Genomic DNA, 26,409 nt, shown 5'->3' with positions numbered 1-26,409 from the left:
AGCCCTCTCGGGTAAAAACATTGATGAAGGTTAACACTATGAAAGCATTACATTTTGGCGCAGGTAATATCGGACGTGGCTTTATCGGTAAACTGCTGGCAGACGCAGGCATTACCCTGACATTCGCCGATGTGAATCAGGTGGTTCTGGATGCCCTGAATGCCCGTCATAGCTATCAGGTTCACGTGGTGGGTGAAAACGAACAGGTTGAAACGGTCTCTGGCGTCAACGCGGTAAGCAGCATTGGCGACGACGTGATTGACCTCATCGCGAGCGTTGATCTGGTCACCACAGCCGTGGGTCCGGTGGTGCTTGAGCGTATCGCCCCGGCGGTCGCGAAAGGCCTGGCGAAGCGTAAAGCACAAGGCGTTGAAACGCCGCTGAACATCATCGCCTGTGAAAACATGGTGCGCGGCACCACGCAGCTGAAAGGCCACGTTCTGGCCGCTGTGGCTGAGGAAGATAAAGCCTGGGTTGAAGCGCACGTTGGTTTTGTGGATTCCGCCGTTGACCGCATCGTTCCGCCATCAGAATCCGCCACCAACGACCCGCTGGAAGTGACGGTGGAAACCTTCAGCGAGTGGATCGTTGATAAAACTCAGTTTAAAGGCGCGCTGCCGACCATTCCGGGAATGGAATTAACCGATAATCTGATGGCATTTGTCGAACGTAAACTCTTCACGCTGAACACCGGGCATGCTATAACCGCGTACCTCGGGAAATTGGCCGGTCATCAGACGATTCGTGACGCGATCCTCGATGAGAACATCCGTGCGGTGGTCAAAGGGGCAATGGAAGAGAGCGGCGCGGTGCTGATCAAACGCTACGGTTTTGATGCTGATAAACACGCAGCATACATCCAGAAAATCCTCGGTCGTTTTGAAAACCCGTATCTGAAAGATGACGTTGAGCGCGTGGGTCGTCAGCCGCTGCGTAAACTGAGCGCGGGCGACCGCCTGATTAAACCGCTGCTGGGCACGCTGGAATACGGTCTGCCGCACGCTAACCTGGTGAAAGGGATAGCTGCCGCGATGCACTACCGCAGCGAGCAGGACCCGCAGGCGATTGAGCTGGCTCAACTGATTGATGACAAAGGCGCACAGGCTGCGCTGGCGCAGATTTCCGGTCTGGATGCCAACAGTGACGTGGTTGCGGAGGCGGTCAGCGCATACAACGCAACCAAATGATGCAGAGTCCGGCGCAGGTTAGCCTGCGCCCGAATAACAGATTGTCAGATATGCAGGCAATAATGGAACAAACCCAGGCCTTTGAAAATCGTGTGCTTGAGCGTCTGAATGCTGGCAAAACCGTACGAAGTTTCCTGATCGCCGCCGTCGAGCTGTTAACCGAGGCGGTGAACATTCTGGTGCTTCAGGTGTTTCGCAAAGACGACTACGCGGTAAAGTATGCTGTAGAACCGTTACTGGACGGAGACGGACCGCTGGGCGATTTATCGGTACGGCTGAAGCTGATCTACGGTCTTGGCGTGCTCAACCGTCAGGAGTATGAAGACGCCGAGCTGTTAATGGCGCTGCGCGAAGAGCTCAATCATGACGGCAATGAGTACACCTTCACCGATGATGAGATCCTGGGGCCCTTCGGCGAACTGCACTGCGTAGCCGCGCTCCCTCCCGCACCTCAGTTTGATGACAGCGACCCTGAGCTGTACATGATGCAAAAGCTGCGTTATCAACAAGTTGTCCGCTCCACCATGGTGCTTTCCCTGACTGAGCTGATTTCTAAAATCAGCTTAAAAAAAGCGTTTCAGAAGTAAGCCCGCACACATTGGTGTATCCTTCCCTGTAAATTCCCCGTTTTCAGAGTTATTTGTCATGAAAGAAGTCGAAAAGAACGAAATTAAACGCCTGAGCGACCGTCTGGATCTGATCCGCCATCAGATGGCTGGCCTCTCCCTTGTTGATTCCGCCGAGAAATATGCCGAGCTGGAAAAAGAGTCCGTGAAGCTTGAGGCGGAAATTGAGCGCCTGCGCGATGTGAAAGGCCAGAAGCTGAGTAAAGAGGCGCAGAAGCTGATGAACATGCCGCATCGCCGCGCGATCACCAAAAAAGAGCAGGCCGACATGGGCAAGCTGAAGAAAAGCGTCCGTGGCCTGGTGGTGGTGCACCCGATGACTGAGCTTGGCCGCGAAATGGGCCTGAAAGAGATGACGGGTTTTAGTAAGACCGCGTTCTGATCGCTCTCCCCTGCCGCTGCGCAGGGGAAACTCAGTTGTAAATCAGGTTAAACGTGGCCATCGCATCCGCTTTTCCCGCCGTTACGTTCTCTTCCGTCTGAATGTAATGCGCATCAAACCAGAAGGTCTGCGTCTGGTTATCCCCCACCTGGCCAAGCGCTGACACCTGCGGGGTGTTCCACGATACCACCTGCCCCTGAACCGAACCGGTATTGTCACCGTAAAGCAGTTCGATCCCGACACCGCTGGCGCTATCCTCCTGCTTCGTCAACGCCAGCGCCCGATCGTTGCCCGGCGTGGTATCGCCAAAGAAACCCATCTTAACCGCCGTGTTATTTTCACAGGTCACCGGAATGCTGAAGCGTCCGCCTCCGGCACGGGAGCCGATGCCGTGAAATTCACGCTGGCTCACGCTCCCCATGGGAACAAGAATGCTGCGAGAGCCCACTGAGCAGCTGGTACGCCTGACGGTGAAGCTGGCGAGATGGATCTGTACTGGTGTCGCCACGTTGGTGGCGCTGGCTTGATTTTCTCCCGCCTGCAATATCAGCGATCCGACATTTTGCTCCTGGGAGTTGGCGTTATCGTCAGGCATGGGGCTGGTCGTCGGGATTTTGTAAAACACCACCCAGAACTGCAATTTATACGTTGGGGCGCTGGCAAAGGCAGGATTCTGTGAGGCATCGCAGATACGCCGGGACTCGTTGCCGTCTACCGGGCTGGTGCCGTCAATATACTGTACGGCATCCGCACCACAGTACTGCTGCTCGCGGAACCCGAGCGCGTAGCCGATGCCGTCAATCTGGGTTTTGTAGACGTGCCGCGACGCACCGTCTTCCCCCACCACGGTGCCGACGGGGTTATCCAGCTCGACAAATCCGATACTACGCCAGGGGTCACTACCGCCATCACAGTTGTAGAAGTCTTGCCCGGTAGACTGTATCGGCGCGGAAACCGGCGTCCAATCCGCGGTGCCGGGAGCATATCCAATGGCGTAGGGTACCTGGACAACCCACTGATCGCGCGTGGTGCGGCAGGGCGAGGCCTGAGCGTGCGCATGAAAACTCAGCATGCCAAAAAGCGAAAGAAGGCTCAGATAGAAAAACCAGTGAATAAAGTGACGCATGATATTCCTCTAGTGGCACTCAAGAGACAGCGTAGCGATGCCGGGGGCCATATGAGCTTTCCCCAGTCTGAAAGGTGTCTGGCATTGCTGCTGCTCCCCGTTTTCATACCAGGTGACGCGCAGGGTGCCGCGCTCGGGTACTCCGCTCAGGTAGGCCTGACCGCCGTCAGCGACCATGCTTCGGTTTGCAGAATGGCGGTTCTGCTCCACCACTTCAGCCTGCGCGCCAAACGGCAACGGTTCGCCGTGGTAGCGCAGGGAAAACAGAACGCGATAACCAATGTGGGTTGTGTAATTGGCCAGCACCACCGCGCCGCTGGTGGGAATGAGCGTCAGACCGCTTTGCTCAATGTCGACGTTCTCACCCAGCGTCGCCGTATCAAGGCTGACGGTATTTTTGCGATACGCCGAGAGCGTTGGCATGACCGCATAGCCGCGGCTGTCGGTATGGATCCCGTTGTAGCCCTCCGGCTCAACGTTCGCCGCGCCGGGCACGCGCAGCAGGGCGACGGTATCGCCCAGCGGCTGGCTAAGCGTGACGCCATACTGCGTGGCGATAACGCCTCCGGCGAGTCCAAGACTCGCGTTGCTACCGTTTCGGCTGTGGTCATAACCGAGGCTGACGTTGCCGTAGCCACCGTTGTATTGCAGCGCCAGGCTGGTGCTGTCGGCCTCTCCCTCACTGGTCTTACTCTGCTGAACGCTGTAATTCAGGTTGCGGTTCGCCAGCGCGCTGCCGTTGAGTGACACCTGCTGCGTTGTCATCCCACGATTGTTGTGGTTGGCGTAGTAACTGACCGAACTGCCCGGCAGCCAGTTGCCAAGCGGAACATTGACGTTAAACGACACGGTGCGATCGGGATGCTGCTCAAGCGCTGAGTCGGTGTAGTCATACCCCGCGCCCCAGGAAATACCCCGCCAGCTGGTGTACCAGCCAATGTGGATGGTTTTATCCTGCCCGGACGTATGCCAGTAATCCTGCATCCATGCCGAGACGCTGAGGCTGCCGAACTGACCCAGCGTCTGTGAAAAAGTGACCTGCGAGCGGCTACGGCGATTATTGAGTTGCAGCTGTTGGCTGTCAGACTGATTCAGTTCACTAAATTCGTAGTAATTGCGCGAGGCATAGCGATAGCTCGCCAGGTTGAAGGCGGTGCCGGTAGCGCTGAAATCTTTCTGGTACTGAATGCGCCACGCCTGCCCCATCGCGCTTTTGCCGTCGGGTAAACGGCTTTTTGCCAGCGTATCGTCAATACCCAGCGAGCCAAATGCGCCAAACCCTCTGCCTACGCCAATTGCACCGGCCTGATAGTTGCTCGCCGTACGAAAGCCGCCATACACCGTCATCCTGGAGAGCAGACCGTAGAAGAAAGCGCCTTCAACAAATTCGGGCGAACGCGCATCACCGGAGCCGGAGTGAAATCGTCCTGCATTGAGACTGTATTTCAGGCTGCCCTGGCGTCGCATAAACGGCACCGCAGAGTAGGGCTGGGTAAAGACGCGCGTTGAGCCGTCACTTTCCGTGACCGTAACCTGTAGATCGCCACTTTGTGCGCCCGGGAACAGATCGTTAATGATAAATGGCCCGGCGGCCACCCAGGTTTCATAGATCACATAGCCATTTTGCGAAACGGAGACTTTAGCGAAGCTGTGTGCGACGCCGCGGATGGTTGGTGCGAAGCCGCGCTGGCTGTCGGGCAACATGCTTTCGCTTGATGAGAGCTGTACCCCGCGAAACGCCACGCTATCGAAGACGTCGCCTGCGGTCCAGGCATCACCGATCCGTAGCTGGCTGTTAAGACGGCGAATATCCCGGGTCAGCCAGCTACTTTGCGACTGAAAATGGTTGCCGCCCGCGTCGCTGTAGCTCCAGGCCGAGGTGTTACGCAGCCGCCACGCCCCCAGATTGATGCCGTTACGCAGGCTCAGATAGCTGGATGTCGTGACCCCGCTCTGATGACGGGCCTGACCGCCCGACAGACTGTAATCAGTAAATGCCGCCGGGATACCATCGTCCCACTGCGACTGCGGCACGTAGCCACGGCTGCGGTGTTTCATTGCCGCCTGCGGCAGGCTGAGAAAGAGACGCTGCTGGTTGAAATCATAAGAGGTTCGCGCTGCCGGAATAAAATCCTCGAGGTGCGTGAACGTTTCTCCCTCCTGCAACCGGGAGAATGCAGGAATGGCCCCTACATTTACGCCAAGCGCTTCCAGCAGCGATACGCTAAAAACGGGTTGCAGGCTGCCTTTCTCATTGACGAAGGTGATCTCCTGATGCCGCTCCTCGCGTCCGTTAATCTCCAGCGTCACGAGCCAGGTGCCTGGCATCTGCCCGCCCTTTTCAGAGAAATAGTGCAGATCCGCCGTTTTCTGTTCAGTAGAGGAAAGCTCCAGCGCGGCGGGATCAAAGTAATCCTCGGCCATCCCCGTGCAGCTGAAGCTAAGCAGCAACACCGAAAGCGGCGCGTAACAAAACAGGCGAAAAGGCATGGTCTTAAAGAGGCTGGGTGTGGGTGGCGGTGATGGCACCAAAATCATTAATAGCCGACCAGTTTACGCCCCCGGAGGCGGACACAGGCCATTCCCGGGTTTCCCCTGGACCGATCATGCCCGGCTGCTCAATTTTATGCCCGCCAACGGTCAGACGATAAAAAGAGACGTAGTATGGCGTCGGGTTAGCGGCCTTAAGCCCTTTTCCCGTTCGCGAAAACGTTATTTTCTGCCAGGCCGTGGCGGCGTCCCCTTTCAGGTTGTCCGGGCGGTAGAATATTTTAAATTTCGATTTGACGTTTACCTGTAATTCGTTGCTGCTCTCTTTTGGCTTTGGCGCTATCGCTTTAATATCGAGCCAGAATACAGATTCACGATCTGTGGGCAGCGGAGCACCGGTATATTGAATACGCAGCGTGTTGGTCTGCTCCGGATCAAGTCTGAACAGAGGTGGTGTGACAATAAATGGCGCAGCGTTATTTTTATCCGGCCCATCGCCTTCAACCCACGACTGAATAAGATAGGGAACCGCACTTTCCATATTAGAAACAGAAAATGCCACCTCCTTGCTGTTTTGCGGGTATACGATCCGTGTTCCCCCCATTACAACGCCAGCGGAAACTGACGCAGAACTAACCATTAATGCAGTGAGCATAATATACGATAAACGTTTCATCATTATTATCTCTGGAGGTGGCTGACAGTGAAATCAGTTATAAACCATCAGGAAGTTGGATACGGCGTTAACATCGCCGGCGTTGATTTCCGTGCCATCTTTGTCAAGTGCGGCATAGAAAGTTAATTCAGCATTGCCTTGATCATCCGGTGCGGTTGTTTCAGATACCGTACCCGGTTTAATCGCCGTGCTGCGATCGCTGTTATAAAGCTTCACGCCGACACCCGTCGCCATACCTTCACCTGGCGTAACCTGAAGCAGTGTGTCATTCACCGTATCTTTGGTTCCGTCAAACAGTACCGCAACCGATTCAACCGTCTCCGGGCAGTTTTCCACGTTGATTTTGAACTCGCGCGGCGTCGTTTCGTTGTGATCGTCAAAGTAGCTTTTTGCCCACGCCCCAAGGTCTACCGTTTTGTTTTTAGAGGCCGGAGTAATATCACAGGAAATAAGGGTAATCTTCCCGGTAAAATTGATCACCCCGCCCGTACTTTGCGAACCCGCACCGGTATCCAGAGAAGCATTAACGCCAGAATCACTGCTTGCCAGTACTGATTGAGAAGATAACAGCAGCCCCGCCGCGGCAATCGCCAGCGCCACATTTTTGATTTTCATTTGGAACACTTACCCCTCCGTAAATTAAACAGATATAGACTTGTTGTACCAGGTACAATAACCGCTATAAGGATTTAAAAACGCCACCGAAAGGTTTTTAGCAGAATGGGTGACGCGACCTTATAGAATAAAGCAGGGTCCATCCCATGGTGATAATCCGTATATTTTCAGAAGGCCATACACAGATATCCTTCAACTGAGGAATGACTTCTGGCCGAAAATAACACTGAATACGTTGTGGTTAGTAATAAATTTAAAATCTTCTGTTACGTTGCTTCTGAATAAATAGTAAATCAAATGCCTTTTAACGTCTACGCATTGAAAAGCACTATGCCGCGTCTGTAAACACTCAGAAATTAACACTCAACTAACAAATTTAACCCCTTTCGATTGCCATAATAATTATTAATCTGCTTTTAATACCGCAACTAAATTACAAGAGAGTCAACTGATCATTGTTTGATCAATTTATTTCAGAATATTATTAGCCAAAAAATGTCTGTTCAGCGCAAAATTCTTACCCTTTATCCTGAAAAACCGCAATTGAACAGGATATTTCCTTATCGATCATCAATTGATCGTTTGTAATACACTGTTAAAATCTATATGTGAAATTTACCTTAATTAAAATTTTTTGCTACAGCTTAGATTTCGCATTTTTAACCAAAAAAAATTTTTATTTATAGGAAATATATCACTATGCTCACACATATACAGCTTCTCAAAAACACAAATAAAACAAACAAACCTCATTCAATTCACGCAATATTATCACCTCTCCTTTTTATATAACCTCTTTTACGCGCCGTATCTGCTTAAAAGGCGAATGTAAGGCTCTCCACCTGACCACCGCTCCCAATGCACACGGTGATTTGATTTTGCGGGTTTGGTCCTACCAATCACGTACAAAGCTATCCATCGTTCACAATTTCGATGCTCCACTTCACAAAACAATTGCTGAATAGCAACACTTGGTTAACCATTTGTTGTCATTAACCCTACATCACAATATTGGAAGGACCACTTTTACACTAAGTGTGACGCAGAGATGAGCAGAGACTCACCCGACGAACACTGTGTGGTCCTCAGGAGACCTGCATGAGCCTCTGGCAACAAAACTACGATCCGGCCGGAAATATCTGGCTGTCGAGCCTGATCGCATCGCTACCGATCCTGTTTTTCTTCTTTGCGCTGATTAAGCTCAAGCTGAAGGGCTACCTCGCCGCGACGTATACCGTTGCCATCGCCCTGATGGTGGCGTTGTTCTTCTACAAAATGCCGGTCGATCGCGCGCTGGCCTCCGTCGTCTATGGCTTCTTCTACGGACTGTGGCCGATTGCGTGGATCATCATCGCCGCCGTCTTTGTCTACAAAATCTCGGTCAAAACCGGGCAGTTCGACATTATTCGCTCGTCGATTCTCTCCATCACGCCGGACCAGCGTTTGCAGATGCTGATCGTCGGCTTCTCCTTCGGAGCATTTCTGGAAGGGGCGGCAGGATTCGGCGCACCGGTGGCCATCACCGCCGCCCTGCTGGTCGGTCTGGGCTTTAACCCGCTGTATGCCGCTGGCCTGTGCCTGATTGTGAATACCGCCCCGGTGGCGTTTGGCGCGATGGGCATTCCTATTCTGGTGGCGGGCCAGGTGACCGGGCTGGACAGCTTCGAGATCGGCCAGATGGTGGGCCGCCAGCTGCCGTTCCTGACCATTATCGTGCTGTTCTGGATCATGGCGATTATGGACGGCTGGCGCGGCGTGAAGGAGACCTGGCCTGCGGTGATGGTAGCGGGCGGTTCGTTCGCCATTGCCCAGTATCTCAGCTCCAACTTCCTCGGCCCGGAACTGCCGGACATCATCTCTTCCCTGGTGTCGCTGGTCTGTCTGACGCTGTTCCTGAAACGCTGGCAGCCGGTACGTATCTTCCGCTTTGCTGACATGGGCGCATCACACGTGGATCAGACGCTGGCGCGCACCGGCTATACCGCCGGACAGATTGTACGCGCATGGTCACCGTTCCTGTTCCTGACCGCCACCGTGACGCTGTGGAGCATTCCGCCGTTTAAGGCCCTGTTCGCCCCGGGCGGCGCGCTGTACGACATGGTGATTAATATCTCCGTGCCGTTCCTCGACAAGATGGTCGCTCGTATGCCGCCGGTGGTACACGACGCCACGCCGTATGCGGCAGTGTTTAAGTTCGACTGGTTCTCAGCCACCGGCACGGCGATCCTGTTTGCCGCTATCCTTTCCGTAGTGTGGCTGCGCATGAAGCCTGCCGCCGCGGTGCAGACCTTTGCGGCGACGATTAAAGAGCTGATGCTGCCGATTTACTCCATCGGCATGGTGCTGGCGTTCGCGTTTATTTCGAACTACTCCGGCCTGTCGTCGACGCTGGCGTTAGCGCTGGCGCATACCGGCCACGCGTTTACCTTCTTCTCGCCGTTCCTCGGCTGGCTGGGGGTGTTCCTGACCGGTTCAGATACGTCATCTAACGCCCTGTTTGCCGCCCTACAGGCCACAGCCGCGCAGCAGATTGGCGTCTCGGACGTGCTGCTGGTCGCCGCGAACACCACCGGCGGCGTGACCGGGAAGATGATCTCACCGCAGTCCATCGCCATTGCCTGTGCCGCGGTGGGGCTGGTAGGCAAAGAGTCGGATCTGTTCCGCTTTACCGTTAAACACAGCCTGATATTTACCTGCATGGTGGGCGTGATCACCACATTGCAGGCCTATGTCTTAACCTGGATGATTCCATGATAGTGATGCCCAGACGCCTGTCCGACGAGATTGCCACTCGCGTACGGGCGCTGATAGAAGAACAACAGCTGGAAGCGGGCATGAGATTGCCCGCCGAGCGTCAGCTTGCCGCCCAGCTTGGCGTGTCGCGCAATTCACTGCGCGAGGCGCTGGCGACGCTGGTCAGCGAAGGGGTGCTGCTGAGCCGTCGAGGCGGCGGCACCTTCGTGCGCTGGCAGCATGACGACTGGTCCGAACAAAACATCGTGCAGCCGCTTAAGACGCTGATGGAAAACGACCCGGACTACAGCTTTGACATCCTCGAAGCGCGTCACGCCATCGAAACCAGCACCGCGTGGCACGCGGCGATGCGGGCAACCGAGGCCGACAAAGAGAAGCTCAAAGCCTGCTTTGAGGCCACGCAAAGCAGCGACCCGGACATCGCCTCCCAGGCGGACGTGCGTTTTCACCTCGCGATTGCCGAGGCCTCGCACAACGTGGTTCTGCTGCAAACCATGCGCGGGTTCTTCGACCTGCTGCAATCCTCCGTGAAGCAGAGCCGCCAGCGCATGTATCTGGTGCCGCCGGTATTTGCCCAACTGACCGAACAGCACGAGGCGGTGCTCAACGCCATTCTGGCCGGTGATGCCGAGGCCGCGCGCAAGGCGATGATGGCGCATCTCGGCTTCGTGCATACCACCATTAAACGATTCGATGAAGATCAGGCCCGACAGGCGCGTATTACCCGTCTGCCTGGCGAGAGTGATATTTCCAGGGAGAACAAAGCATGATTATTTCCGCAGCCAGTGACTATCGCGCCGCGGCACAGCGCATTTTGCCGCCATTCCTGTTCCACTACATTGACGGCGGGGCGTACGCCGAATATACCCTGCGCCGCAACGTGGAGGACCTGTCGGAAGTGGCCCTGCGCCAGCGCGTGCTGAAGAATATGTCTGACCTGAGCCTTGAGACGAAGCTGTTTAACGAGACGCTCTCCATGCCGGTGGCGCTTGCGCCCGTCGGCTTATGCGGCATGTATGCCCGCCGGGGCGAAGTGCAGGCCGCCGCCGCCGCAGATGCCAAAGGCATTCCGTTTACCCTTTCCACCGTGTCCGTCTGCCCGATTGAAGAGGTCGCCCCGACCATCAAGCGCCCGATGTGGTTCCAGCTCTACGTCCTGCGCGATCGCGGTTTTATGCGTAACGCCCTTGAGCGCGCCAAAGCGGCGGGCTGCTCCACGCTGGTCTTTACCGTCGATATGCCCACGCCCGGCGCCCGCTACCGTGATGCGCACTCCGGCATGAGCGGTCCGAACGCCGCGATGCGCCGCTACTGGCAGGCGGTGACGCACCCGCAGTGGGCGTGGGATGTCGGCGTGAATGGCCGTCCGCACGATCTGGGCAATATTTCGGCCTACCTGGGTAAACCGACCGGGCTGGAAGATTACATCGGCTGGCTGGCGAACAACTTCGATCCATCCATCTCCTGGAAAGACCTGGAGTGGATCCGCGAATTCTGGGACGGCCCGATGGTGATCAAAGGGATCCTCGATCCGGAAGATGCCCGCGACGCGGTGCGTTTTGGCGCCGATGGGATCGTGGTCTCTAACCATGGTGGCCGCCAGCTTGACGGGGTGCTCTCCTCCGCCCGCGCCCTGCCAGCCATTGCCGATGCGGTGAAAGGCGATATTGCGATTCTGGCCGACAGCGGCATCCGTAACGGGCTGGACGTGGTGCGCATGATTGCCCTGGGCGCAGACAGTGTGCTGCTGGGCCGTGCTTACCTGTACGCGCTGGCCACCAGCGGCCAGGCGGGCGTGGCGAATCTGCTGAACCTGATCGAGAAAGAGATGAAGGTGGCGATGACCCTGACCGGTGCGAAAACAATCGGTGAAATCAGCAAAGACTCTCTGGTGCAGGAGCTCAGTAAGCTGCCTGCGGCGCTGGCCCCCCTTTCTCAGGGAAACGCGGCCTGATCTCCCCCGGTTAGCCTCCCCTTCTTCCGCGCCCGGCTTTACCCTCGGGCGCTTTTTTTGTTGAAAATAACACCTGCGTAACATTCTGGATAAGAAAATTTGACACAACCCGCCCTCCGCAATTGTATAGACAAGCAAATACAAGAACACAAAAACAACATCACATCGGAGGGGAACGTATGACGTATTCAGGTCGGGTGGATATTCAGCAGGTGATCGATGAGAGTCCTTTTTCAGGGTTTCACTGGCTTCTTATTGTGCTGGGCTTTCTGGTGCTGGCGATCGATGGTTTCGATACCGCCGCGATGGGTTACATTGCGCCTACGCTGTCGGCGGAGTGGGGAATACATAAACAGGATCTGGGGCCGGTGTTGAGTGCGGCGCTACTGGGGCTGTCGCTGGGAGCTCTTATTGCAGGTCCGGTATCGGACCGTATGGGACGCAAGCGCGTACTGGTCTTTTCATGCCTGTTCTTCGGCCTGGCGAGCCTGGGCACGGCCTGGGCGCAAAGTCTGAATACCCTGACGCTGTGGCGATTTCTGACCGGTCTCGGGCTGGGCGCCGCGATGCCTAACGCCATCACGCTGATCTCAGAGTTTGCCCCCCAGCGCTGCCGCGCCATGGCAATTAACACCATGTACTGCGGCTTTCCGCTGGGTGCGGCGGGCGGCGGGGCGATCTCGTCCTGGCTTATCCCTCACCATGGCTGGCGAAGCGTGCTGCTGACCGGCGCGATTGCGCCGCTGATTTTAACGGTGCTGCTGGCGCTGCTGTTGCCGGAGTCGGTGAAGTTTCTGGTGCAGCGCGGAAAAGACGTCGCGCAGGTTCGCCGCATCGCCAGCCGGTTCGCCCGCAGCACGCTGGATAGCGTCACGGGCTTTTTCCTGGCGGAGGAGAAGGTCGCGTCGAAAAAAGGCAGCGTGTCGCAGCTGTTTTCCATGCCCTGGCTGCCCGGCACCCTGATGCTGTGGGTCACCTACTTTATGGGACTGGTGATTTATTACGTCCTGCTGAGCTGGATGCCAACGCTGATGCAGGGGATGGGGTATGCGCTGGCGGAATCCGCCTGGCTCACCTCGCTGTTCACCTTCGGCGGCACCGCTGGCATTCTGCTTGCGGGCTGGATGATGGACCGCTGGGAAGCGCACAAGGTGGTCGCGTGTGGTTTCGTGCTGACGATGGGCCTGATTCTTTTACTCGGCATTGAGCATAATCATATCGCCCTGTTTGGCGGGTTAATCTTCCTGATGGGGATCGCGATGAACGGCGCGCAGTCGGGGATGCAGACCCTGGCCGCCACCTTTTACCCTACCGAGTGCCGTGCGACGGGTATCGCCTGGATGCAGGGGATCGGCCGCTTCGGCGGCGTGGCGGGCACCATGACCAGCGCCCAGCTTCTCTCCATGCAGTGGCAGGCGGACAGTATTTTGATGATCCTCAGCGTGCCTGCTCTCGTGGCCGCGGCGGCAACCGTCTACAAAATGCTGTATAGCCGCTCGCAGGAGCCGGGCGTCGCCTAGTCCCTCTCTTTTCTGCTATTCTGCCCCCCGCAATTAAGGGGGCAGCATGCTTAACATCGTCTTATTCGAACCAGAAATCCCACCCAATACCGGCAATATCATCCGCCTGTGCGCCAACACCGGTTTTCGTCTGCACATCATTGAGCCGATGGGCTTTACGTGGGACGACAAACGTCTGCGCCGCGCGGGGCTGGACTACCATGAGTTTACTGCCGTCGTTCGTCATCACGATTACGCCGCGTTTCTGGACGCAGAGAAGCCGCAGCGCATGTTCGCCCTGACCACCAAAGGCACGCCAGCGCACAGTGCCGTAAGCTATCAGGACGGGGATTATCTGATGTTTGGTCCGGAAACCCGCGGCCTGCCGGCCACCATTCTGGATGCCTTGCCCGCTGAGCAAAAAATTCGTATTCCGATGATGCCGGACAGCCGCAGCATGAACCTGTCGAATGCGGTGTCGGTGGTGGTGTATGAGGCGTGGCGCCAGCTGGGTTATCCCGGCGCGATACTGCGTAGCTAAAACAATTCGGGTGGCTTGCGCCACCCGATTGTCTTTTTAGTCTGCTACTGCGATACGTTTCATATCGGTCATGTAGCCACGCAGTTTCTGGCCCACTTTCTCGATTTCGTGACTGCGAATCGCTTCGTTAACGTCACGCAGCTGCGCGTTATCAACCGCACCTTCCGCAATCGCTTTACCCAGATCGCCTGCTTGCAGGGTAGTCATGAACTCTTTCAGCAGCGGTACGCAGGCGTAAGAGAACAGATAGTTACCGTACTCGGCGGTATCGGAGATCACCACGTTCATCTCATACAGACGCTTACGGGCGATGGTGTTTGCGATCAGCGGCAGCTCGTGCAGCGATTCGTAGTACGCAGATTCTTCAATGATGCCGGAATCCACCATGGTTTCGAACGCCAGCTCAACGCCCGCTTTCACCATCGCGATCATCAGTACGCCTTTATCGAAGTACTCCTGCTCGCTGATTTTACCCTCGAACTGTGGTGCCGTTTCGAACGCGGTTTTACCGGTCTCTTCGCGCCAGGTCAGCAGTTTCTTATCGTCATTCGCCCAGTCCGCCATCATGCCGGAAGAGAACTCGCCGGAGATGATGTCGTCCATGTGTTTCTGGAACAGCGGTGCCATGATGGTTTTCAGCTGTTCAGAGAGTGCGAACGCGCGCAGTTTTGCCGGGTTGGACAGTCGGTCCATCATCAGCGTAATGCCGCCCTGCTTCAACGCTTCGGTGATGGTTTCCCAGCCGAACTGAATCAGTTTTTCCGCGTATGCCGGGTCGGTGCCCTCTTCCACCAGCTTGTCGAAGCACAGCAGAGAACCGGCCTGGAGCATGCCGCACAGAATGGTCTGCTCGCCCATCAGGTCAGATTTCACTTCCGCAACGAAGGAAGATTCCAGTACGCCCGCACGATGGCCGCCGGTGGCCGCTGCCCAGGCTTTGGCAATCGCCATGCCTTCGCCTTTCGGATCGTTTTCCGGGTGAACGGCGATCAGCGTCGGTACGCCGAAACCACGTTTGTACTCTTCGCGCACTTCGGTGCCCGGGCACTTCGGTGCCACCATCACTACGGTGATGTCTTTACGGATCTGCTCGCCCACTTCAACGATGTTGAAGCCGTGGGAGTAACCCAGCGCGGCGCCGTCTTTCATCAGCGGCTGTACGGAACGCACAACGTCTGAGTGCTGCTTGTCTGGCGTCAGGTTAACCACCAGGTCCGCCTGCGGGATCAGCTCTTCGTAGGTACCTACTTTGAAGCCGTTTTCGGTCGCTTTACGCCAGGAAGCGCGCTTTTCAGCAATCGCTTCTTTGCGCAAGGCGTAGGAGATATCCAGCCCGGAGTCACGCATGTTCAGGCCCTGGTTCAGACCCTGTGCGCCACAGCCAACAATGACCACTTTTTTACCCTGAAGGTAGCTCGCGCCATCGGCAAATTCATCGCGCGCCATGAAGCGGCATTTGCCCAGCTGCGCCAGCTGCTGGCGCAAGTTCAGTGTATTAAAGTAGTTAGCCATGGGTGATACCTCGTGATGTTGTGTGTCTTATTGTTCGGTTCGCGTTTCAGCGAGAATGTACCCACATTACAACAGGAAATTTATTGCGGAAATTGATATATTCACAACGTCACATTGCAATTTATGCAATGTAAAAAAAGGGAGTGGAATCGGTGGATTTACGCGATCTGAAAATGTTCCTGCATCTGGCGGAAAGCCGTCACTTTGGCCGCAGCGCCCGGGCGATGCACGTCAGCCCTTCCACGCTGTCGCGCCAGATCCAGCGCCTTGAGGAAGACCTCGGCCAGCCGCTGTTCGTGCGCGATAACCGCACCGTCACCCTCACGGAAGCCGGTGAAGAGCTGCGCATCTTTGCCCAGCAAACCTTGTTGCAGTACCAGCAGCTGCGGCACACCATCGACCAGCAGGGGCCGTCGCTTTCCGGCGAGCTGCATATTTTCTGCTCCGTGACCGCCGCCTACAGCCATCTTCCCCCCATTCTCGACCGCTTCCGCGCGGAACATCCGTCGGTTGAAATTAAGCTCACCACCGGCGATGCCGCCGACGCGATGGAAAAAGTGGTCACGGGCGAAGCGGATCTCGCGATTGCCGGGAAGCCGGAAACCCTGCCGGGCGCGGTAGCGTTCTCAATGCTGGAGAATCTGGCGGTAGTACTGATTGCCCCGGCGCTGCCCTGCCCTGTGCGCAACCAGGTCTCGGTGGAGAAACCGGACTGGTCGACGGTGCCGTTTATCATGGCCGATCAGGGGCCGGTGCGCCGCCGCATTGAGCTGTGGTTCCGCCGCCAGAAAATCAGCAACCCGTCGATTTACGCCACGGTCGGCGGCCATGAGGCGATGGTGTCGATGGTGGCGCTCGGCTGCGGCGTGGCGCTGCTGCCAGAAGTGGTGCTGGAAAACAGCCCGGAACCAGTGCGCAATCGCGTGATGATTTTAGAACGCAGCGACGAAAAAACGCCGTTCGAGCTTGGCGTGTGCGCACAAAAAAAGCGGCTGCATGAGCCGCTTATTGATGCGTTCTGGAAGATATTGCCGAACCACTAAAGCCGGGTGGCGCTGCGCTTACCCGGCCTACACGCAGCTCAACCCTTAGCCCGCGAGGAAGAAGCGGAACGCCGGGTTGTGGGTTTCGTCATGGCACTCATAGCCCAGCTCGTTCAGGCGCGTTTCGAAATCCGGCTCGTGCTCGCCCAGCTCGAACGCCGCCAGCACGCGGCCGTAGTCGGTGCCGTGGCTGCGGTAGTGGAACAGAGAAATGTTCCAGTGGGTGCCCAGCGTGTGCAGGAACTTGAGCAACGCGCCCGGCGATTCCGGGAACTCGAAGCTGAACAGGCGTTCCCTGAGCGGCTTCGAAGGACGGCCGCCGACCATGTAACGCACGTGCAGCTTCGCCATCTCGTCGTCGGAGAGATCGACCACGCTATAGCCGCCCTCATGCAGCAGGTTGAGGATCTCTTTGCGCTCCTCTACGCCGCGGCTCAGACGCACGCCGACAAAAATGCAGGCGTCTTTGGCATCGGCAAAGCGGTAGTTAAACTCCGTCACCGAACGACCGCCCAGCAGCTGACAGAACTTCAGGAAGCTGCCCTTCTCTTCCGGAATGGTCACCGCCAGCAGCGCTTCACGCTGTTCGCCGAGCTCGCAACGCTCGGACACGTAGCGCAGGCCGTGGAAGTTCACGTTGGCACCGGAAAGCACGTGCGCCAGACGCTCGCCGCGGATGTTGTGCTGCGCGATGTATTTTTTCATGCCCGCCAGCGCCAGCGCGCCGGACGGTTCCGCCACCGCCCGAACGTCTTCGAACAGATCTTTCATCGCCGCGCAGATCGCATCGCTGTCCACCGTGACGATATCGTCGAGATATTCCCGGCACAGGCGGAAGGTTTCGTCGCCAATGCGCTTCACCGCCACGCCCTCGGCGAACAGCCCGACGCGCGGCAGATCCACCGGATGTCCGGCGTCCAGCGCCGCCTTCAGGCAAGCAGAGTCTTCCGCTTCAACCGCAATCACTTTGATCTGCGGCATTAGCTGTTTGATCAGCACCGCCACACCAGCGGCTAAGCCACCGCCGCCTACCGGAACGAAAACGCGGTCGAGATGGGCATCCTGCTGCAAAAGTTCCAGCGCCAGCGTACCCTGCCCGGCAATCACCATCGGGTGATCGAACGGCGGGACCCAGGTGAAGCCCTGCTGCTGCGCCAGCTCAATCGCTTTGGCTTTCGCTTCGTCAAAATTCGCGCCGTGGAGCAGCACTTCCCCGCCAAAACCGCGCACCGCGTCGACTTTGATATCCGCCGTGGCAACCGGCATCACGATCAGCGCTTTCAGCCCTAAACGGGCCGCGGAGAACGCTACGCCCTGCGCGTGGTTGCCCGCCGACGCGGTAATGACGCCGCGCGCTTTCTGCTCATCCGTCAGCCCGGCCATCATCGCGTAGGCGCCGCGCAGCTTGAAGCTGTGCACCGGCTGCCTGTCTTCGCGCTTCACCAGAATGACGTTGTCGAGGCGCGAGGAGAGTTTGTCCATTTTTTGCAGGGGCGTGACCTGCACGGCTTCATAGACCGGCGCGCGCAGCACCGCTCTCAGGTATTCCGCCCCCTCGGGGGCGGCGGATAAAGGTTGTGACTCGGCCATCATTAGCCCCCAAGTTTAGATTTATCGCGCACCGCGCCTTTATCTGCACTGGTGGCAAGACTCGCGTAAGCGCGCAGGGCGAAGGAGACTTCGCGCTGGCGGTCTTTCGGCGTCCAGGCTTTGTCGCCGCGGGCTTCCTGCGCTTCACGACGGGCCGCAATCTCCTGGTCACTCAGCTTCAGCTGAATGCCGCGGTTCGGAATGTCGATTTCGATCAGGTCGCCATCTTCGATGATCGCGATATTGCCGCCGCTTGCCGCTTCCGGGGAGACGTGGCCAATGGAGAGGCCTGACGTGCCGCCAGAGAAACGACCGTCGGTGATCAGCGCGCAGGCTTTGCCGAGGCCCATCGATTTCAGGAAGGTAGTCGGGTAGAGCATCTCCTGCATGCCCGGACCGCCTTTCGGCCCTTCGTAGCGAATGACCACCACGTCGCCTTCCACCACTTTGCCACCGAGGATAGCGTCTACCGCCTCGTCCTGACTTTCATACACTTTTGCCGGACCGGTGAATTTGAGAATGCTGTCGTCCACGCCTGCGGTTTTCACGATGCAGCCGTTTTCCGCAAAGTTACCGTACAGCACGGCCAGACCGCCGTCTTTGCTGTAGGCATGTTCCAGCGAGCGGATGCAGCCTTCGGCGCGATCGTCATCCAGCGTGTCCCAGCGGCAATCCTGCGAGAACGCCTGCGTGGTGCGAATACCTGCCGGACCGGCGCGGAACATCTTTTTCACCGCGTCGTCTTTGGTCAGCATCACGTCGTACTGGTCCAGCGACTCCGGCAGCGTCAGGCCGAGCACATTTTTCACGTTGCGGTTCAGCAGCCCTGCGCGATCCAGCTCGCCGAGAATACCGATGACACCACCAGCACGATGCACGTCTTCCATATGGTACTTCTGGGTACTCGGCGCGACTTTACACAGCTGCGGCACTTTGCGGGAGAGCTTGTCGATGTCGCTCATGGTGAAGTCGATTTCGGCTTCCTGCGCGGCGGCCAGCAGGTGCAGAACGGTGTTGGTGGAACCGCCCATGGCGATATCCAGCGTCATGGCGTTTTCGAACGCCGCTTTACTGGCGATGTTGCGCGGCAGCGCGCTGGCGTCGTCCTGCTCGTAGTAGCGTTTGGTCAGCTCAACGATGCGCTTGCCCGCGTTAAGGAACAGCTGCTTACGGTCGGCGTGGGTCGCCAGCAGCGAGCCGTTACCCGGCTGAGAAAGGCCCAGCGCTTCGGTCAGGCAGTTCATGGAGTTGGCGGTGAACATCCCGGAACAGGAGCCGCAGGTCGGACACGCGGAGCGTTCCACCTGGTCGCTCTGCTCGTCAGAGACTTTCGGGTCCGCGCCCTGGATCATGGCATCGACCAGGTCGAGCTTGATGATTTTGTCGGAAAGCTTGGTTTTACCCGCTTCCATCGGGCCGCCGGAAACGAAGATCACCGGAATGTTCAGGCGCAGGGAGGCCATCAGCATCCCCGGGGTGATTTTGTCGCAGTTGGAGATACAGACCATCGCATCGGCGCAGTGGGCGTTAACCATGTACTCCACCGAGTCGGCGATCAGCTCGCGCGACGGCAGTGAATAGAGCATCCCCCCGTGGCCCATTGCGATACCGTCATCCACCGCAATGGTGTTGAACTCTTTCGCCACGCCGCCGGAGGCTTCGATTTGCTCGGCAACCAGCTTACCGAGATCGCGCAGGTGCACGTGGCCCGGCACAAACTGGGTGAAGGAGTTCACCACGGCGATAATTGGCTTGCCGAAATCGGCGTCGGTCATTCCGGTGGCGCGCCACAGTGCGCGGGCACCCGCCATATTACGGCCGTGGGTGGTGGTGGCTGAACGATACTTAGGCATGCTTTATTTACTCCCGTCTGACTATTAAATGGGACGGTGCGTGCCGTCCCAAATTTATATTTAGTGATTAACCTGATCCAACCAGCCGTATTTGTCTTCTGTTTCGCCGGTGAACAGGCCGAAGAAGGCTTGCTGAATGCGTTTGGTGACCGGACCACAGCGGCCTTCGCCCACCTGAATGCCGTCGACGCTACGCACCGGTGTAATTTCAGCCGCGGTACCGGACATGAACACTTCGTCAGCCAGGTACAGGGATTCGCGGGACAGCACCTGCTCGCGTACTTCGATACCCAGATCTTTTGCCAGCTTGATGATGGCGTCGCGGGTGATGCCCGGCAGCGCGGACGAGGTGAACGGCGGGGTGAACAGAATGCCGTCTTTCACTTCAAACAGGTTTTCGCCCGCACCTTCGGAGATGTAGCCATTTACATCGAGCGCGATACCTTCCTGATAGCCGTGACGGCGCGCTTCGCTGCCAACCAGCAGTGAGGAGAGGTAGTTACCGCCCGCTTTAGCCGCGGTCGGGATAGTGTTTGGTGCCACGCGGTTCCAGGAAGAAACCATTGCGTCGATCCCCTGATCCAGTGCTTCCGCGCCCAGGTAGGCGCCCCACGGGAACGCAGCAATGATCACATCGGTGTTATAGCCAGCGGGCGGATTGACACCCATGCCGACATCACCCACGAAGACCAGCGGACGAATATAGGCACTGGTCAGTTCGTTCTGGCGGATCACCTCGCGGCAGGCTTCCATCAGCTCATCAACGCTTTGGGAGACCGGGAAACGATAAATTTTGGCTGAGTCATGCAGACGCTGCATGTGTTCGCGATGGCGGAACACCACTGGTCCTTTGTGAGAATCGTAGCAACGGATGCCTTCAAACACGGAGGTGCCGTAGTGCAGCGCGTGGGACATCACGTGGACCTTCGCGTCCTCCCAGCGAACCATCTCACCATTGAACCAAATGTAATCAGCTTTTTTTGTCGTCATTTTTTCGTCCTGTCACGCTTAAGCGCGGATTTGTTGTGATGTGGTTGTGCTCTGGCAGATGGCAACATGGGCAACGTCTACCAGTTTTGATAACTGACTAAACAGTAAGTCGACCGGCCGCGGGCTGGCAACGGTTAATTCGATACTGATATTTTGTGCATCCGTGGCCGTTTCCATATTCATAGAGCAAACCTGAAAACCACGGTGACGGACCACACGCAATACGCGTTCTAACGTTTCCGGGTTGAAGCGAGCCTGCACGGCGACCTGATGTTGCATCATGATAATTTCTCCAGCATTTGTGAGTTACTGGCACCGGGCGGTACCAACGGCCAGACGTTCTCAAGCTCGTCGATTGAGACATGAAGCAGGTATGGCCCTTCGCTTGACAGCATGGTGTCGAGTGCCGCTTCAACCTGGTCTTTACGGGTGATGTGCTGGCCAGGAATGCCGAAGGCGCTGGCCAGGGTGAGGAAATCGGGGTTGTCGGTCAGGGTCGTTTCGCTGTAACGCTCCTGGAAGAACAGCTGCTGCCACTGGCGAACCATTCCCAAACGCTGGTTATCGAGCAAAACGATTTTCAGCGGTAACTGCTTACGCTTCACGGTGCCGAGCTCCTGGACGTTCATCATGAAGGAGCCGTCACCGGAGATACAGATAACGGTATCGTTCGGGCGGGCAACCTGTGCGCCCACGGCAGCGGGCAGGCCGAAGCCCATCGTGCCTAAGCCGCTCGAGGTGATGAAGTTCTCCGGGCGGGTGTAGGTCATGTGCTGGGCTGACCACATCTGATGCTGGCCGACATCCGTCGTCACCACGCTGTCTGCGGGTTTGCGGTCGGACAACTGTTTCAACAACAGCGGCGCATAGATGGCCTCGCCGGGGTGGTCGTAACGCCAGGCGTGTTCAGCGCGCATATCGGCGGTGTGCTGACGCCATGCGTTGATATCCAGCGGCTGCTCCAGCGCCGGTAACAGCGCGTTGAGATCGCCCTGCAACGCGACATGCGCCTGACGCAGTTTGTTCATCTCCGCCGGGTCGATGTCCATATGGATCACTTTGGCGTTCGGCGCAAAGGTGTTCAGCTTGCCGGTGACGCGGTCGTCAAAACGGGCGCCGACGGCGATGAGCAGGTCACACTCCTGCACCGCCAGGTTTGCCGCTTTGGTGCCGTGCATCCCTAACATGCCCAAATAGTATGGATAGTCCGCGTCGACCGCGCCCAATCCTTTCAGCGTGCAGGTGGCGGGCATTTGCGTTACTGCGATAAATTCGCGCAGGGCAGGAACAGCCTGCGCCATGCCCACGCCGCCGCCTACATACAGCATCGGCTGTTTCGCCTGCGCCAGCATCTGGCGAGCCTCTTCAACCTCCGTATGGGGAAACACGTTGTCGCTTTCAACGGTGGAGAAGTGCGGTTCCAGATCGCCGAGTGCAACCTGAATATCTTTCGGGATATCTACCAGAACCGGGCCAGGACGGCCAGAGCTGGCAACCTCGAACGCTTCGGCCATCACGCGCGGCAGCTCTTCGAGAGACTGAACGAGGAAGCTGTGTTTGGTGCAGGCAAGCGATAAACCGAGCACATCCACTTCCTGGAAAGCATCGGTGCCGATGAACGGAGAGGCCACCTGGCCGGTGATCGCCACCACGGGTACGGAATCGAGCAGCGCGTCAGCCAGGCCGGTGATCAGGTTCGTTGCGCCCGGACCGGAGGTGGCCATACAGACGCCTGTTTTACCGGTCGCACGGGCATAACCGATGGCGGCCATCGCTGCGCCCTGCTCGTGTCGGCACAAGAGGTGTTCCACGCCGCCGTCATACAGTGCATCGTAAATCGGCATAATTGCGCCACCCGGATAACCGAATACGGTTTCGACTCCCTGCGCGCGCAACGCATGTACTACCCATCGTGCCCCATTCATAGTTAGTTCCCCGTCATAAATCTGGAGAAACAGAATTTTGTGCTAGTCGTCATTCTCTGCTCCTCATTTAAGTTTTTTAGTCATAAAAAAACCCCCGGACCTTTCGGTGCGGGGGTCTTAGTTCGTTAAGGCTTGATTTCTAAGCCTTTCCTCGTCCAAGTGCAGCCCCGCACGGTGGGATAATAATCACCACCACGCTAATCACGACCAGGCTAATCACTCGTAGAAGGGCTGTCATTTTCAGTTCTTTTTGCATCTTGTTCGAAGGAATACCTAAAGAGTTACCACAGATATTTCATCTGACACAAGATTTTTTTATGACCTGTTTCTGTAGCAGGCGAACTATTTCTTTCAAAATCGTTGTTTTATATAGGGAAAAAATAGAAATGAAGATTTTTCATTTTTTTGTCCTGTTTCATCAGGCAAGGGGCGCATGATTTCTTTTCTGCGAGGCCAATTCCACCCACATGTAATGATTACATTTTGCCGCTAAAAGGCTGGAACGAGCGCCGTAATTCAGTGAATTAGCGCTAAACAGGAAAAAATGATGCTGGCATAGTCACCGCCAAGGAGGGCTTATGTCACTGTCAGTTGTTTATACACGCGCGGCCATCGGCGTGAAGGCACCGCTTATTTCTGTAGAGGTTCATTTAAGTAATGGACTGCCCGGACTGACGCTGGTCGGCTTACCCGAAACGACCGTTAAGGAGGCCAGGGATCGCGTGCGCAGCGCAATTATTAATAGCGGTTATGCTTTTCCGGCGAAGAAGATCACCATCAACCTTGCGCCCGCCGATTTGCCAAAGGAGGGAGGGCGATATGATTTACCTATTGCTATAGCGCTTCTCGCGGCTTCTGAACAGCTCAATACGTCAGGGTTAAGCTCGTGCGAGTTCGTGGGTGAATTAGCGCTTACAGGCGCGTTAAGAGGCGTTCCCGGAGCAATCTCGGGTGCGCTTGAAGCCATACGCGCGGGAAGGCAAATCATTGTGGCCAATGAAAATGCCTCTGAAGTCAGCCTTATCGCCGAAAAGGGGTGTCTTGTCGCGGGACATTTGCAGGAGGTTTGCGCCTGGCTGGAAGGCCGACATGAGCTTGCCGAGCCGCAGGAGAATGAGGAGGTAGTGGCAGATTCACCCGATGACCTCAGCGATATTATGGGTCAGGAACAGGGTAAGCGGGCGTTAGAAATAACGGCCGCGGGTGGGCATAACCTGCTACTGATAGGTCCGCCAGGCACGGGGAAAACGATGCTGGCGAGCATGTTGAGCGGCCTGCTGCCCCCCCTCAATAATCACGAAGCGCTGGAAAGCGCCGCGATATTTAGCCTGGTCAGTTCAATATCGCTGCATAAACAGTGGCGCCGCCGTCCTTTCCGCTCGCCACACCACAGTGCGTCTCTTACCGCGATGGTGGGCGGGGGCTCAATTCCCGGACCGGGTGAAATCTCACTGGCACACAACGGCATTCTGTTCCTGGATGAATTGCCAGAGTTTGAACGCCGCGTGCTGGATGCGTTGCGGGAGCCGATTGAATCCGGCGAAATCCATCTGTCTCGTACACGCGCCAAAATAAGCTACCCTGCGCAGTTTCAGCTGGTCGCCGCGATGAACCCTAGCCCAACGGGCCATTATCAGGGCAACCATAACCGCTGTACGCCGGAGCAGACGCTGCGCTATCTGAGTAAGCTGTCCGGCCCCTTCCTCGACCGTTTTGATTTATCTCTCGAGATCCCCCTGCCACCGCCCGGTCTGCTGAGGCAAACCGGTATCAAAGGCGAAAGCTCAGCAGCGGTGCGAGAACGGGTTATTGCGGCTCAGGCGCGGCAGTATGCTCGTCAGAACAGGCTGAATGCCCGGCTGGATAACAGCGGGATCCGACAGTTTTGCTCTCTCAACGCCGAAGATGCAGGCTGGCTGGAAGAGACACTGACGCGGTTTGGGCTATCCATTCGCGCGTGGCAGCGTTTGTTGAAAGTTGCGCGCACGGTCGCTGACGTGGAGGGCTGCCCCGGAATAGAGAGGCGACATTTGCAGGAGGCATTAAGCTACCGTGCGATCGATCGGCTGCTGTTGCATCTGCAAAAAATGCTGGCATAAAAAAAGGGGCCGTAGCCCCTTCTCTTCTTAATCGTCAGACTCGGTGTAGTCTTCTGCACCTTCCATCTGCGGCTTGCCGCCAGACAGCGTATGGAAACGCTTAGGACGCTTAATGCGAGCCATATACTTGATCCATACACGTTCTGCATCAGACTGCGGCTCACGCTCACCACGACAAACAGAGACAAATTGTTTTTCATCTTCGGTTGCCGGTTCGCGCTTACCCAGATCCAGCTCGTTAAAGGCATAACCATGGCGCTCAAGAAGTTGAGCTTCTTTGATAGTGAAATCGCCGTGACGAGAGAACCCGCGCGGATAATGTTTATTATCGAAAAAACGATTAGTCGTCGTAAAGCTTTCCGCCATCCTACACGCTCCTAATTCTTTGGCCGAGCTATTTATGGCGCGGAGTATTAGTTACGCTTGACAGAGTGTAAAACAAAACATTTAAATCATAACGACAAATAATTTTGTGGAGAAAGATGTGGATACGGAATTGCTAAAAACTTTCCTCGAAGTGAGCAGAACGCGACACTTTGGGCGAGCAGCTGAAGCCCTCTACCTGACGCAGTCAGCAGTCAGTTTTCGTATTCGACAGCTGGAAAATCAACTGGGTGTGAACCTTTTTACCCGCCATCGCAACAATATTCGTCTAACCCCGGCCGGTGAAAAGCTATTGCCTTATGCAGAAACCCTGATGAATACCTGGCAGGCAGCGCGAAAGGAGGTTGCGCACACCTCCCGGCATAATGAATTCTCGATCGGTGCCAGCGCTTCACTATGGGAATGCATGCTCAGCCAGTGGCTTATGCGGCTATATCGCACACACAACCATCTGCAATTTGAGGCGAGGATTGCGCAACGCCAGTCGCTGGTTAAGCAACTCCACGAGCGGCAGCTTGATCTGCTGATCACCACAGAAGCCCCCAAGATGGATGAATTTAGCAGCCAGATTGTTGGACAGTTTAGCCTGGCGCTCTATGCATCCGAGCCTGCAATGATGAAGGCCGACCTGAATTATTTACGCCTGGAATGGGGGCCTGATTTTCAGCAGCACGAGACGGGGTTAATTGCCAGCGATGATATCCCGCAACTCACGACAAGCTCTGCGGAGATCGCATGCCAGCATCTTCCCACACTGAAAGGCTGTACATGGTTACCTGTTCGCTGGGCGGATAATAAACCTGCACTCCATGTTGTCACCGATTCAACAACGCTCTCCAGGCCGCTGTATGCCATTTGGCTGCAAAACAGCGATAAGCAGTCGCAGATAAAAGATCTGTTAAAAACCAGCATACTGGATTAACGCAAAAGCCTGCGGAAACGCAGGCTGCTTATTCTTCAGGAAGGTGTTGAGCCGTTTTACAGGCAAAAAAAAATCCTTTGCCGAAGCAAAGGATTCTATATGGCAGGGGCGGAGAGACTCGAACTCGCGACACCCGGTTTTGGAGACCGGTGCTCTACCAACTGAGCTACGCCCCTAAATTTTTTTGCCATTAAGCCTGCCCTTTGGGCAGGCTTAATGTCTTAATAAGTGGCGGAACGGA

The 26,409-nt window shown here is 56.5% G+C and carries 24 protein-coding genes and 1 tRNA gene; 11 read left to right on the top strand and 14 right to left on the bottom strand.

Annotated features, from left to right (window positions below):
* The first annotated feature begins 23 nt into the window (after nt 1–23).
* The 3 genes from mtlD to INF86_RS00115 are packed head-to-tail and all read left to right on the top strand — an operon-like array spanning nt 24 to nt 2,195.
* Nucleotides 24–1,187 (top strand): mannitol-1-phosphate 5-dehydrogenase, encoded by a 1,164-nt coding sequence (mtlD, locus tag INF86_RS00125; RefSeq protein ID WP_041907503.1) that lies wholly within the window; start codon nt 24–26, stop codon nt 1,185–1,187.
* Nucleotides 1,184–1,774, top strand: coding sequence for a mannitol operon repressor MtlR (mtlR, locus tag INF86_RS00120; protein ID WP_023298873.1), 591 nt, complete (start codon nt 1,184–1,186; stop codon nt 1,772–1,774). Before mtlD ends, mtlR begins: the two co-directional genes overlap by 4 nt.
* 58 nt (nt 1,775–1,832) lie before the next feature.
* The gene (locus INF86_RS00115; protein WP_022649764.1) at nt 1,833–2,195 is read left to right on the top strand and encodes a YibL family ribosome-associated protein; all 363 of its coding nucleotides are present in this window, start codon (nt 1,833–1,835) and stop codon (nt 2,193–2,195) included.
* A gap of 31 nt (nt 2,196–2,226) precedes the next feature.
* On the opposite strand, the gene INF86_RS00110 is transcribed toward INF86_RS00115, so the two are convergent.
* The 4 genes from INF86_RS00110 to INF86_RS00095 all read right to left on the bottom strand — a co-directional run bounded on the left by INF86_RS00110 (nt 2,227) and on the right by INF86_RS00095 (nt 7,102).
* Nucleotides 2,227–3,321 carry a fimbrial protein gene (locus INF86_RS00110; protein WP_022649765.1) on the bottom strand — a complete coding sequence of 365 codons (1,095 nt, stop codon included), beginning with the start codon at nt 3,319–3,321 and terminating at the stop codon, nt 2,227–2,229.
* A gap of 9 nt (nt 3,322–3,330) precedes the next feature.
* A complete protein-coding gene (locus INF86_RS00105) occupies nt 3,331–5,745 on the bottom strand; it encodes a fimbria/pilus outer membrane usher protein (protein WP_227414705.1) in 2,415 nt (804 codons plus the stop codon).
* A gap of 70 nt (nt 5,746–5,815) precedes the next feature.
* Nucleotides 5,816–6,490: a molecular chaperone gene (locus tag INF86_RS00100; protein ID WP_193543119.1), complete on the bottom strand. Its 675-nt coding sequence runs from the start codon at nt 6,488–6,490 to the stop codon at nt 5,816–5,818.
* Nucleotides 6,491–6,520: 30 nt separating this feature from the next.
* The gene (locus INF86_RS00095) at nt 6,521–7,102 is read right to left on the bottom strand and encodes a fimbrial protein (RefSeq protein WP_032621994.1); all 582 of its coding nucleotides are present in this window, start codon (nt 7,100–7,102) and stop codon (nt 6,521–6,523) included.
* 1,098 nt (nt 7,103–8,200) lie between these two features.
* Between INF86_RS00095 and lldP the strand changes: the two genes are divergently transcribed.
* From lldP to trmL, 5 genes are all read left to right on the top strand, one after another.
* Nucleotides 8,201–9,856 carry an L-lactate permease gene (lldP, locus tag INF86_RS00090; RefSeq protein ID WP_022649769.1) on the top strand — a complete coding sequence of 552 codons (1,656 nt, stop codon included), beginning with the start codon at nt 8,201–8,203 and terminating at the stop codon, nt 9,854–9,856.
* Nucleotides 9,853–10,626: a transcriptional regulator LldR gene (gene lldR, locus INF86_RS00085; protein ID WP_023298877.1), complete on the top strand. Its 774-nt coding sequence runs from the start codon at nt 9,853–9,855 to the stop codon at nt 10,624–10,626. Before lldP ends, lldR begins: the two co-directional genes overlap by 4 nt.
* Nucleotides 10,623–11,810: an FMN-dependent L-lactate dehydrogenase LldD gene (gene lldD, locus INF86_RS00080; RefSeq protein ID WP_022649770.1), complete on the top strand. Its 1,188-nt coding sequence runs from the start codon at nt 10,623–10,625 to the stop codon at nt 11,808–11,810. The genes lldR and lldD overlap by 4 nt, the downstream gene beginning before the upstream one ends.
* Nucleotides 11,811–11,989: 179 nt before the next feature.
* Nucleotides 11,990–13,330 (top strand): aromatic acid/H+ symport family MFS transporter, encoded by a 1,341-nt coding sequence (locus tag INF86_RS00075; protein WP_022649771.1) that lies wholly within the window; start codon nt 11,990–11,992, stop codon nt 13,328–13,330.
* A gap of 46 nt (nt 13,331–13,376) precedes the next feature.
* Nucleotides 13,377–13,850, top strand: coding sequence for a tRNA (uridine(34)/cytosine(34)/5-carboxymethylaminomethyluridine(34)-2'-O)-methyltransferase TrmL (gene trmL / locus INF86_RS00070; RefSeq protein ID WP_022649772.1), 474 nt, complete (start codon nt 13,377–13,379; stop codon nt 13,848–13,850).
* A 36-nt stretch (nt 13,851–13,886) separates the two neighbouring features.
* Here trmL and ilvC read toward each other — a convergent pair whose 3' ends face one another.
* Nucleotides 13,887–15,362 carry a ketol-acid reductoisomerase gene (gene ilvC / locus INF86_RS00065; RefSeq protein WP_022649773.1) on the bottom strand — a complete coding sequence of 492 codons (1,476 nt, stop codon included), beginning with the start codon at nt 15,360–15,362 and terminating at the stop codon, nt 13,887–13,889.
* A 152-nt stretch (nt 15,363–15,514) separates the two neighbouring features.
* Here ilvC and ilvY point away from each other — a divergent pair, with 152 nt between their 5' ends.
* Nucleotides 15,515–16,405, top strand: a complete 891-nt coding sequence (ilvY, locus tag INF86_RS00060; protein WP_017382574.1) for an HTH-type transcriptional activator IlvY — start codon at nt 15,515–15,517, stop codon at nt 16,403–16,405.
* 45 nt (nt 16,406–16,450) lie between these two features.
* On the opposite strand, the gene ilvA is transcribed toward ilvY, so the two are convergent.
* The 7 genes from ilvA to ilvL form a co-directional block, all read right to left on the bottom strand.
* Nucleotides 16,451–17,995, bottom strand: a complete 1,545-nt coding sequence (gene ilvA / locus INF86_RS00055) for a threonine ammonia-lyase, biosynthetic (RefSeq protein WP_108368049.1) — start codon at nt 17,993–17,995, stop codon at nt 16,451–16,453.
* A 2-nt stretch (nt 17,996–17,997) separates the two neighbouring features.
* Nucleotides 17,998–19,848, bottom strand: coding sequence for a dihydroxy-acid dehydratase (gene ilvD / locus INF86_RS00050; protein WP_022649775.1), 1,851 nt, complete (start codon nt 19,846–19,848; stop codon nt 17,998–18,000).
* 60 nt (nt 19,849–19,908) lie between these two features.
* Nucleotides 19,909–20,838: a branched-chain-amino-acid transaminase gene (ilvE, locus tag INF86_RS00045; protein ID WP_193543118.1), complete on the bottom strand. Its 930-nt coding sequence runs from the start codon at nt 20,836–20,838 to the stop codon at nt 19,909–19,911.
* A gap of 18 nt (nt 20,839–20,856) precedes the next feature.
* The gene (gene ilvM, locus INF86_RS00040; RefSeq protein ID WP_063147041.1) at nt 20,857–21,120 is read right to left on the bottom strand and encodes an acetolactate synthase 2 small subunit; all 264 of its coding nucleotides are present in this window, start codon (nt 21,118–21,120) and stop codon (nt 20,857–20,859) included.
* Nucleotides 21,117–22,763, bottom strand: a complete 1,647-nt coding sequence (ilvG, locus tag INF86_RS00035) for an acetolactate synthase 2 catalytic subunit (protein ID WP_193543117.1) — start codon at nt 22,761–22,763, stop codon at nt 21,117–21,119. Before ilvG ends, ilvM begins: the two co-directional genes overlap by 4 nt.
* A gap of 2 nt (nt 22,764–22,765) precedes the next feature.
* Nucleotides 22,766–22,816 carry a peptide IlvX gene (gene ilvX, locus INF86_RS00030; protein ID WP_166792073.1) on the bottom strand — a complete coding sequence of 17 codons (51 nt, stop codon included), beginning with the start codon at nt 22,814–22,816 and terminating at the stop codon, nt 22,766–22,768.
* 86 nt (nt 22,817–22,902) lie between these two features.
* Entirely contained in the window at nt 22,903–23,001 is a 99-nt protein-coding gene (ilvL, locus tag INF86_RS00025; protein WP_001311244.1) for an ilv operon leader peptide, read from the bottom strand.
* Nucleotides 23,002–23,341: 340 nt separating this feature from the next.
* On the opposite strand from ilvL, the gene INF86_RS00020 reads away from it, so the two are divergent.
* Nucleotides 23,342–24,862, top strand: a complete 1,521-nt coding sequence (locus tag INF86_RS00020) for a YifB family Mg chelatase-like AAA ATPase (RefSeq protein WP_193543116.1) — start codon at nt 23,342–23,344, stop codon at nt 24,860–24,862.
* Nucleotides 24,863–24,889: 27 nt separating this feature from the next.
* On the opposite strand, the gene INF86_RS00015 is transcribed toward INF86_RS00020, so the two are convergent.
* Nucleotides 24,890–25,228, bottom strand: coding sequence for a DUF413 domain-containing protein (locus INF86_RS00015; protein ID WP_006808641.1), 339 nt, complete (start codon nt 25,226–25,228; stop codon nt 24,890–24,892).
* A 118-nt stretch (nt 25,229–25,346) separates the two neighbouring features.
* On the opposite strand from INF86_RS00015, the gene hdfR reads away from it, so the two are divergent.
* Nucleotides 25,347–26,168: an HTH-type transcriptional regulator HdfR gene (gene hdfR, locus INF86_RS00010; RefSeq protein WP_022649779.1), complete on the top strand. Its 822-nt coding sequence runs from the start codon at nt 25,347–25,349 to the stop codon at nt 26,166–26,168.
* A 100-nt stretch (nt 26,169–26,268) separates the two neighbouring features.
* Here the strand turns inward: hdfR and INF86_RS00005 are convergent.
* Nucleotides 26,269–26,344, bottom strand: a tRNA-Trp gene (locus tag INF86_RS00005).
* Between the last annotated feature and the right edge of the window lie 65 nt (nt 26,345–26,409).

Origin of the sequence: Enterobacter cloacae complex sp. I1M (assembly GCF_014982425.1) — a bacterium.
GTDB classification, from domain to species: domain Bacteria; phylum Pseudomonadota; class Gammaproteobacteria; order Enterobacterales; family Enterobacteriaceae; genus Enterobacter; species Enterobacter intestinihominis.
This window is presented reverse-complemented; position numbering and strand designations above follow the sequence as displayed.

Excerpts from the sequence above, each read along its gene's own strand:
- mtlD (WP_041907503.1), top strand. The coding sequence starts at position 24 with ATGAAGGTTAACACTATGAAAGCATTACATTTTGGCGCAGGTAATATC.
- mtlR (WP_023298873.1), top strand. The coding sequence starts at position 1,184 with ATGATGCAGAGTCCGGCGCAGGTTAGCCTGCGCCCGAATAACAGATTG.
- INF86_RS00115 (WP_022649764.1), top strand. The coding sequence starts at position 1,833 with ATGAAAGAAGTCGAAAAGAACGAAATTAAACGCCTGAGCGACCGTCTG.
- INF86_RS00110 (WP_022649765.1), bottom strand. The coding sequence starts at position 3,321 with ATGCGTCACTTTATTCACTGGTTTTTCTATCTGAGCCTTCTTTCGCTT.
- INF86_RS00105 (WP_227414705.1), bottom strand. The coding sequence starts at position 5,745 with ATGGCCGAGGATTACTTTGATCCCGCCGCGCTGGAGCTTTCCTCTACT.
- INF86_RS00100 (WP_193543119.1), bottom strand. The coding sequence starts at position 6,490 with ATGATGAAACGTTTATCGTATATTATGCTCACTGCATTAATGGTTAGT.
- INF86_RS00095 (WP_032621994.1), bottom strand. The coding sequence starts at position 7,102 with ATGAAAATCAAAAATGTGGCGCTGGCGATTGCCGCGGCGGGGCTGCTG.
- lldP (WP_022649769.1), top strand. The coding sequence starts at position 8,201 with ATGAGCCTCTGGCAACAAAACTACGATCCGGCCGGAAATATCTGGCTG.
- lldR (WP_023298877.1), top strand. The coding sequence starts at position 9,853 with ATGATAGTGATGCCCAGACGCCTGTCCGACGAGATTGCCACTCGCGTA.
- lldD (WP_022649770.1), top strand. The coding sequence starts at position 10,623 with ATGATTATTTCCGCAGCCAGTGACTATCGCGCCGCGGCACAGCGCATT.
- INF86_RS00075 (WP_022649771.1), top strand. The coding sequence starts at position 11,990 with ATGACGTATTCAGGTCGGGTGGATATTCAGCAGGTGATCGATGAGAGT.
- trmL (WP_022649772.1), top strand. The coding sequence starts at position 13,377 with ATGCTTAACATCGTCTTATTCGAACCAGAAATCCCACCCAATACCGGC.
- ilvC (WP_022649773.1), bottom strand. The coding sequence starts at position 15,362 with ATGGCTAACTACTTTAATACACTGAACTTGCGCCAGCAGCTGGCGCAG.
- ilvA (WP_108368049.1), bottom strand. The coding sequence starts at position 17,995 with ATGGCCGAGTCACAACCTTTATCCGCCGCCCCCGAGGGGGCGGAATAC.
- ilvD (WP_022649775.1), bottom strand. The coding sequence starts at position 19,848 with ATGCCTAAGTATCGTTCAGCCACCACCACCCACGGCCGTAATATGGCG.
- ilvE (WP_193543118.1), bottom strand. The coding sequence starts at position 20,838 with ATGACGACAAAAAAAGCTGATTACATTTGGTTCAATGGTGAGATGGTT.
- ilvM (WP_063147041.1), bottom strand. The coding sequence starts at position 21,120 with ATGATGCAACATCAGGTCGCCGTGCAGGCTCGCTTCAACCCGGAAACG.
- ilvG (WP_193543117.1), bottom strand. The coding sequence starts at position 22,763 with ATGAATGGGGCACGATGGGTAGTACATGCGTTGCGCGCGCAGGGAGTC.
- ilvL (WP_001311244.1), bottom strand. The coding sequence starts at position 23,001 with ATGACAGCCCTTCTACGAGTGATTAGCCTGGTCGTGATTAGCGTGGTG.
- INF86_RS00020 (WP_193543116.1), top strand. The coding sequence starts at position 23,342 with ATGTCACTGTCAGTTGTTTATACACGCGCGGCCATCGGCGTGAAGGCA.
- INF86_RS00015 (WP_006808641.1), bottom strand. The coding sequence starts at position 25,228 with ATGGCGGAAAGCTTTACGACGACTAATCGTTTTTTCGATAATAAACAT.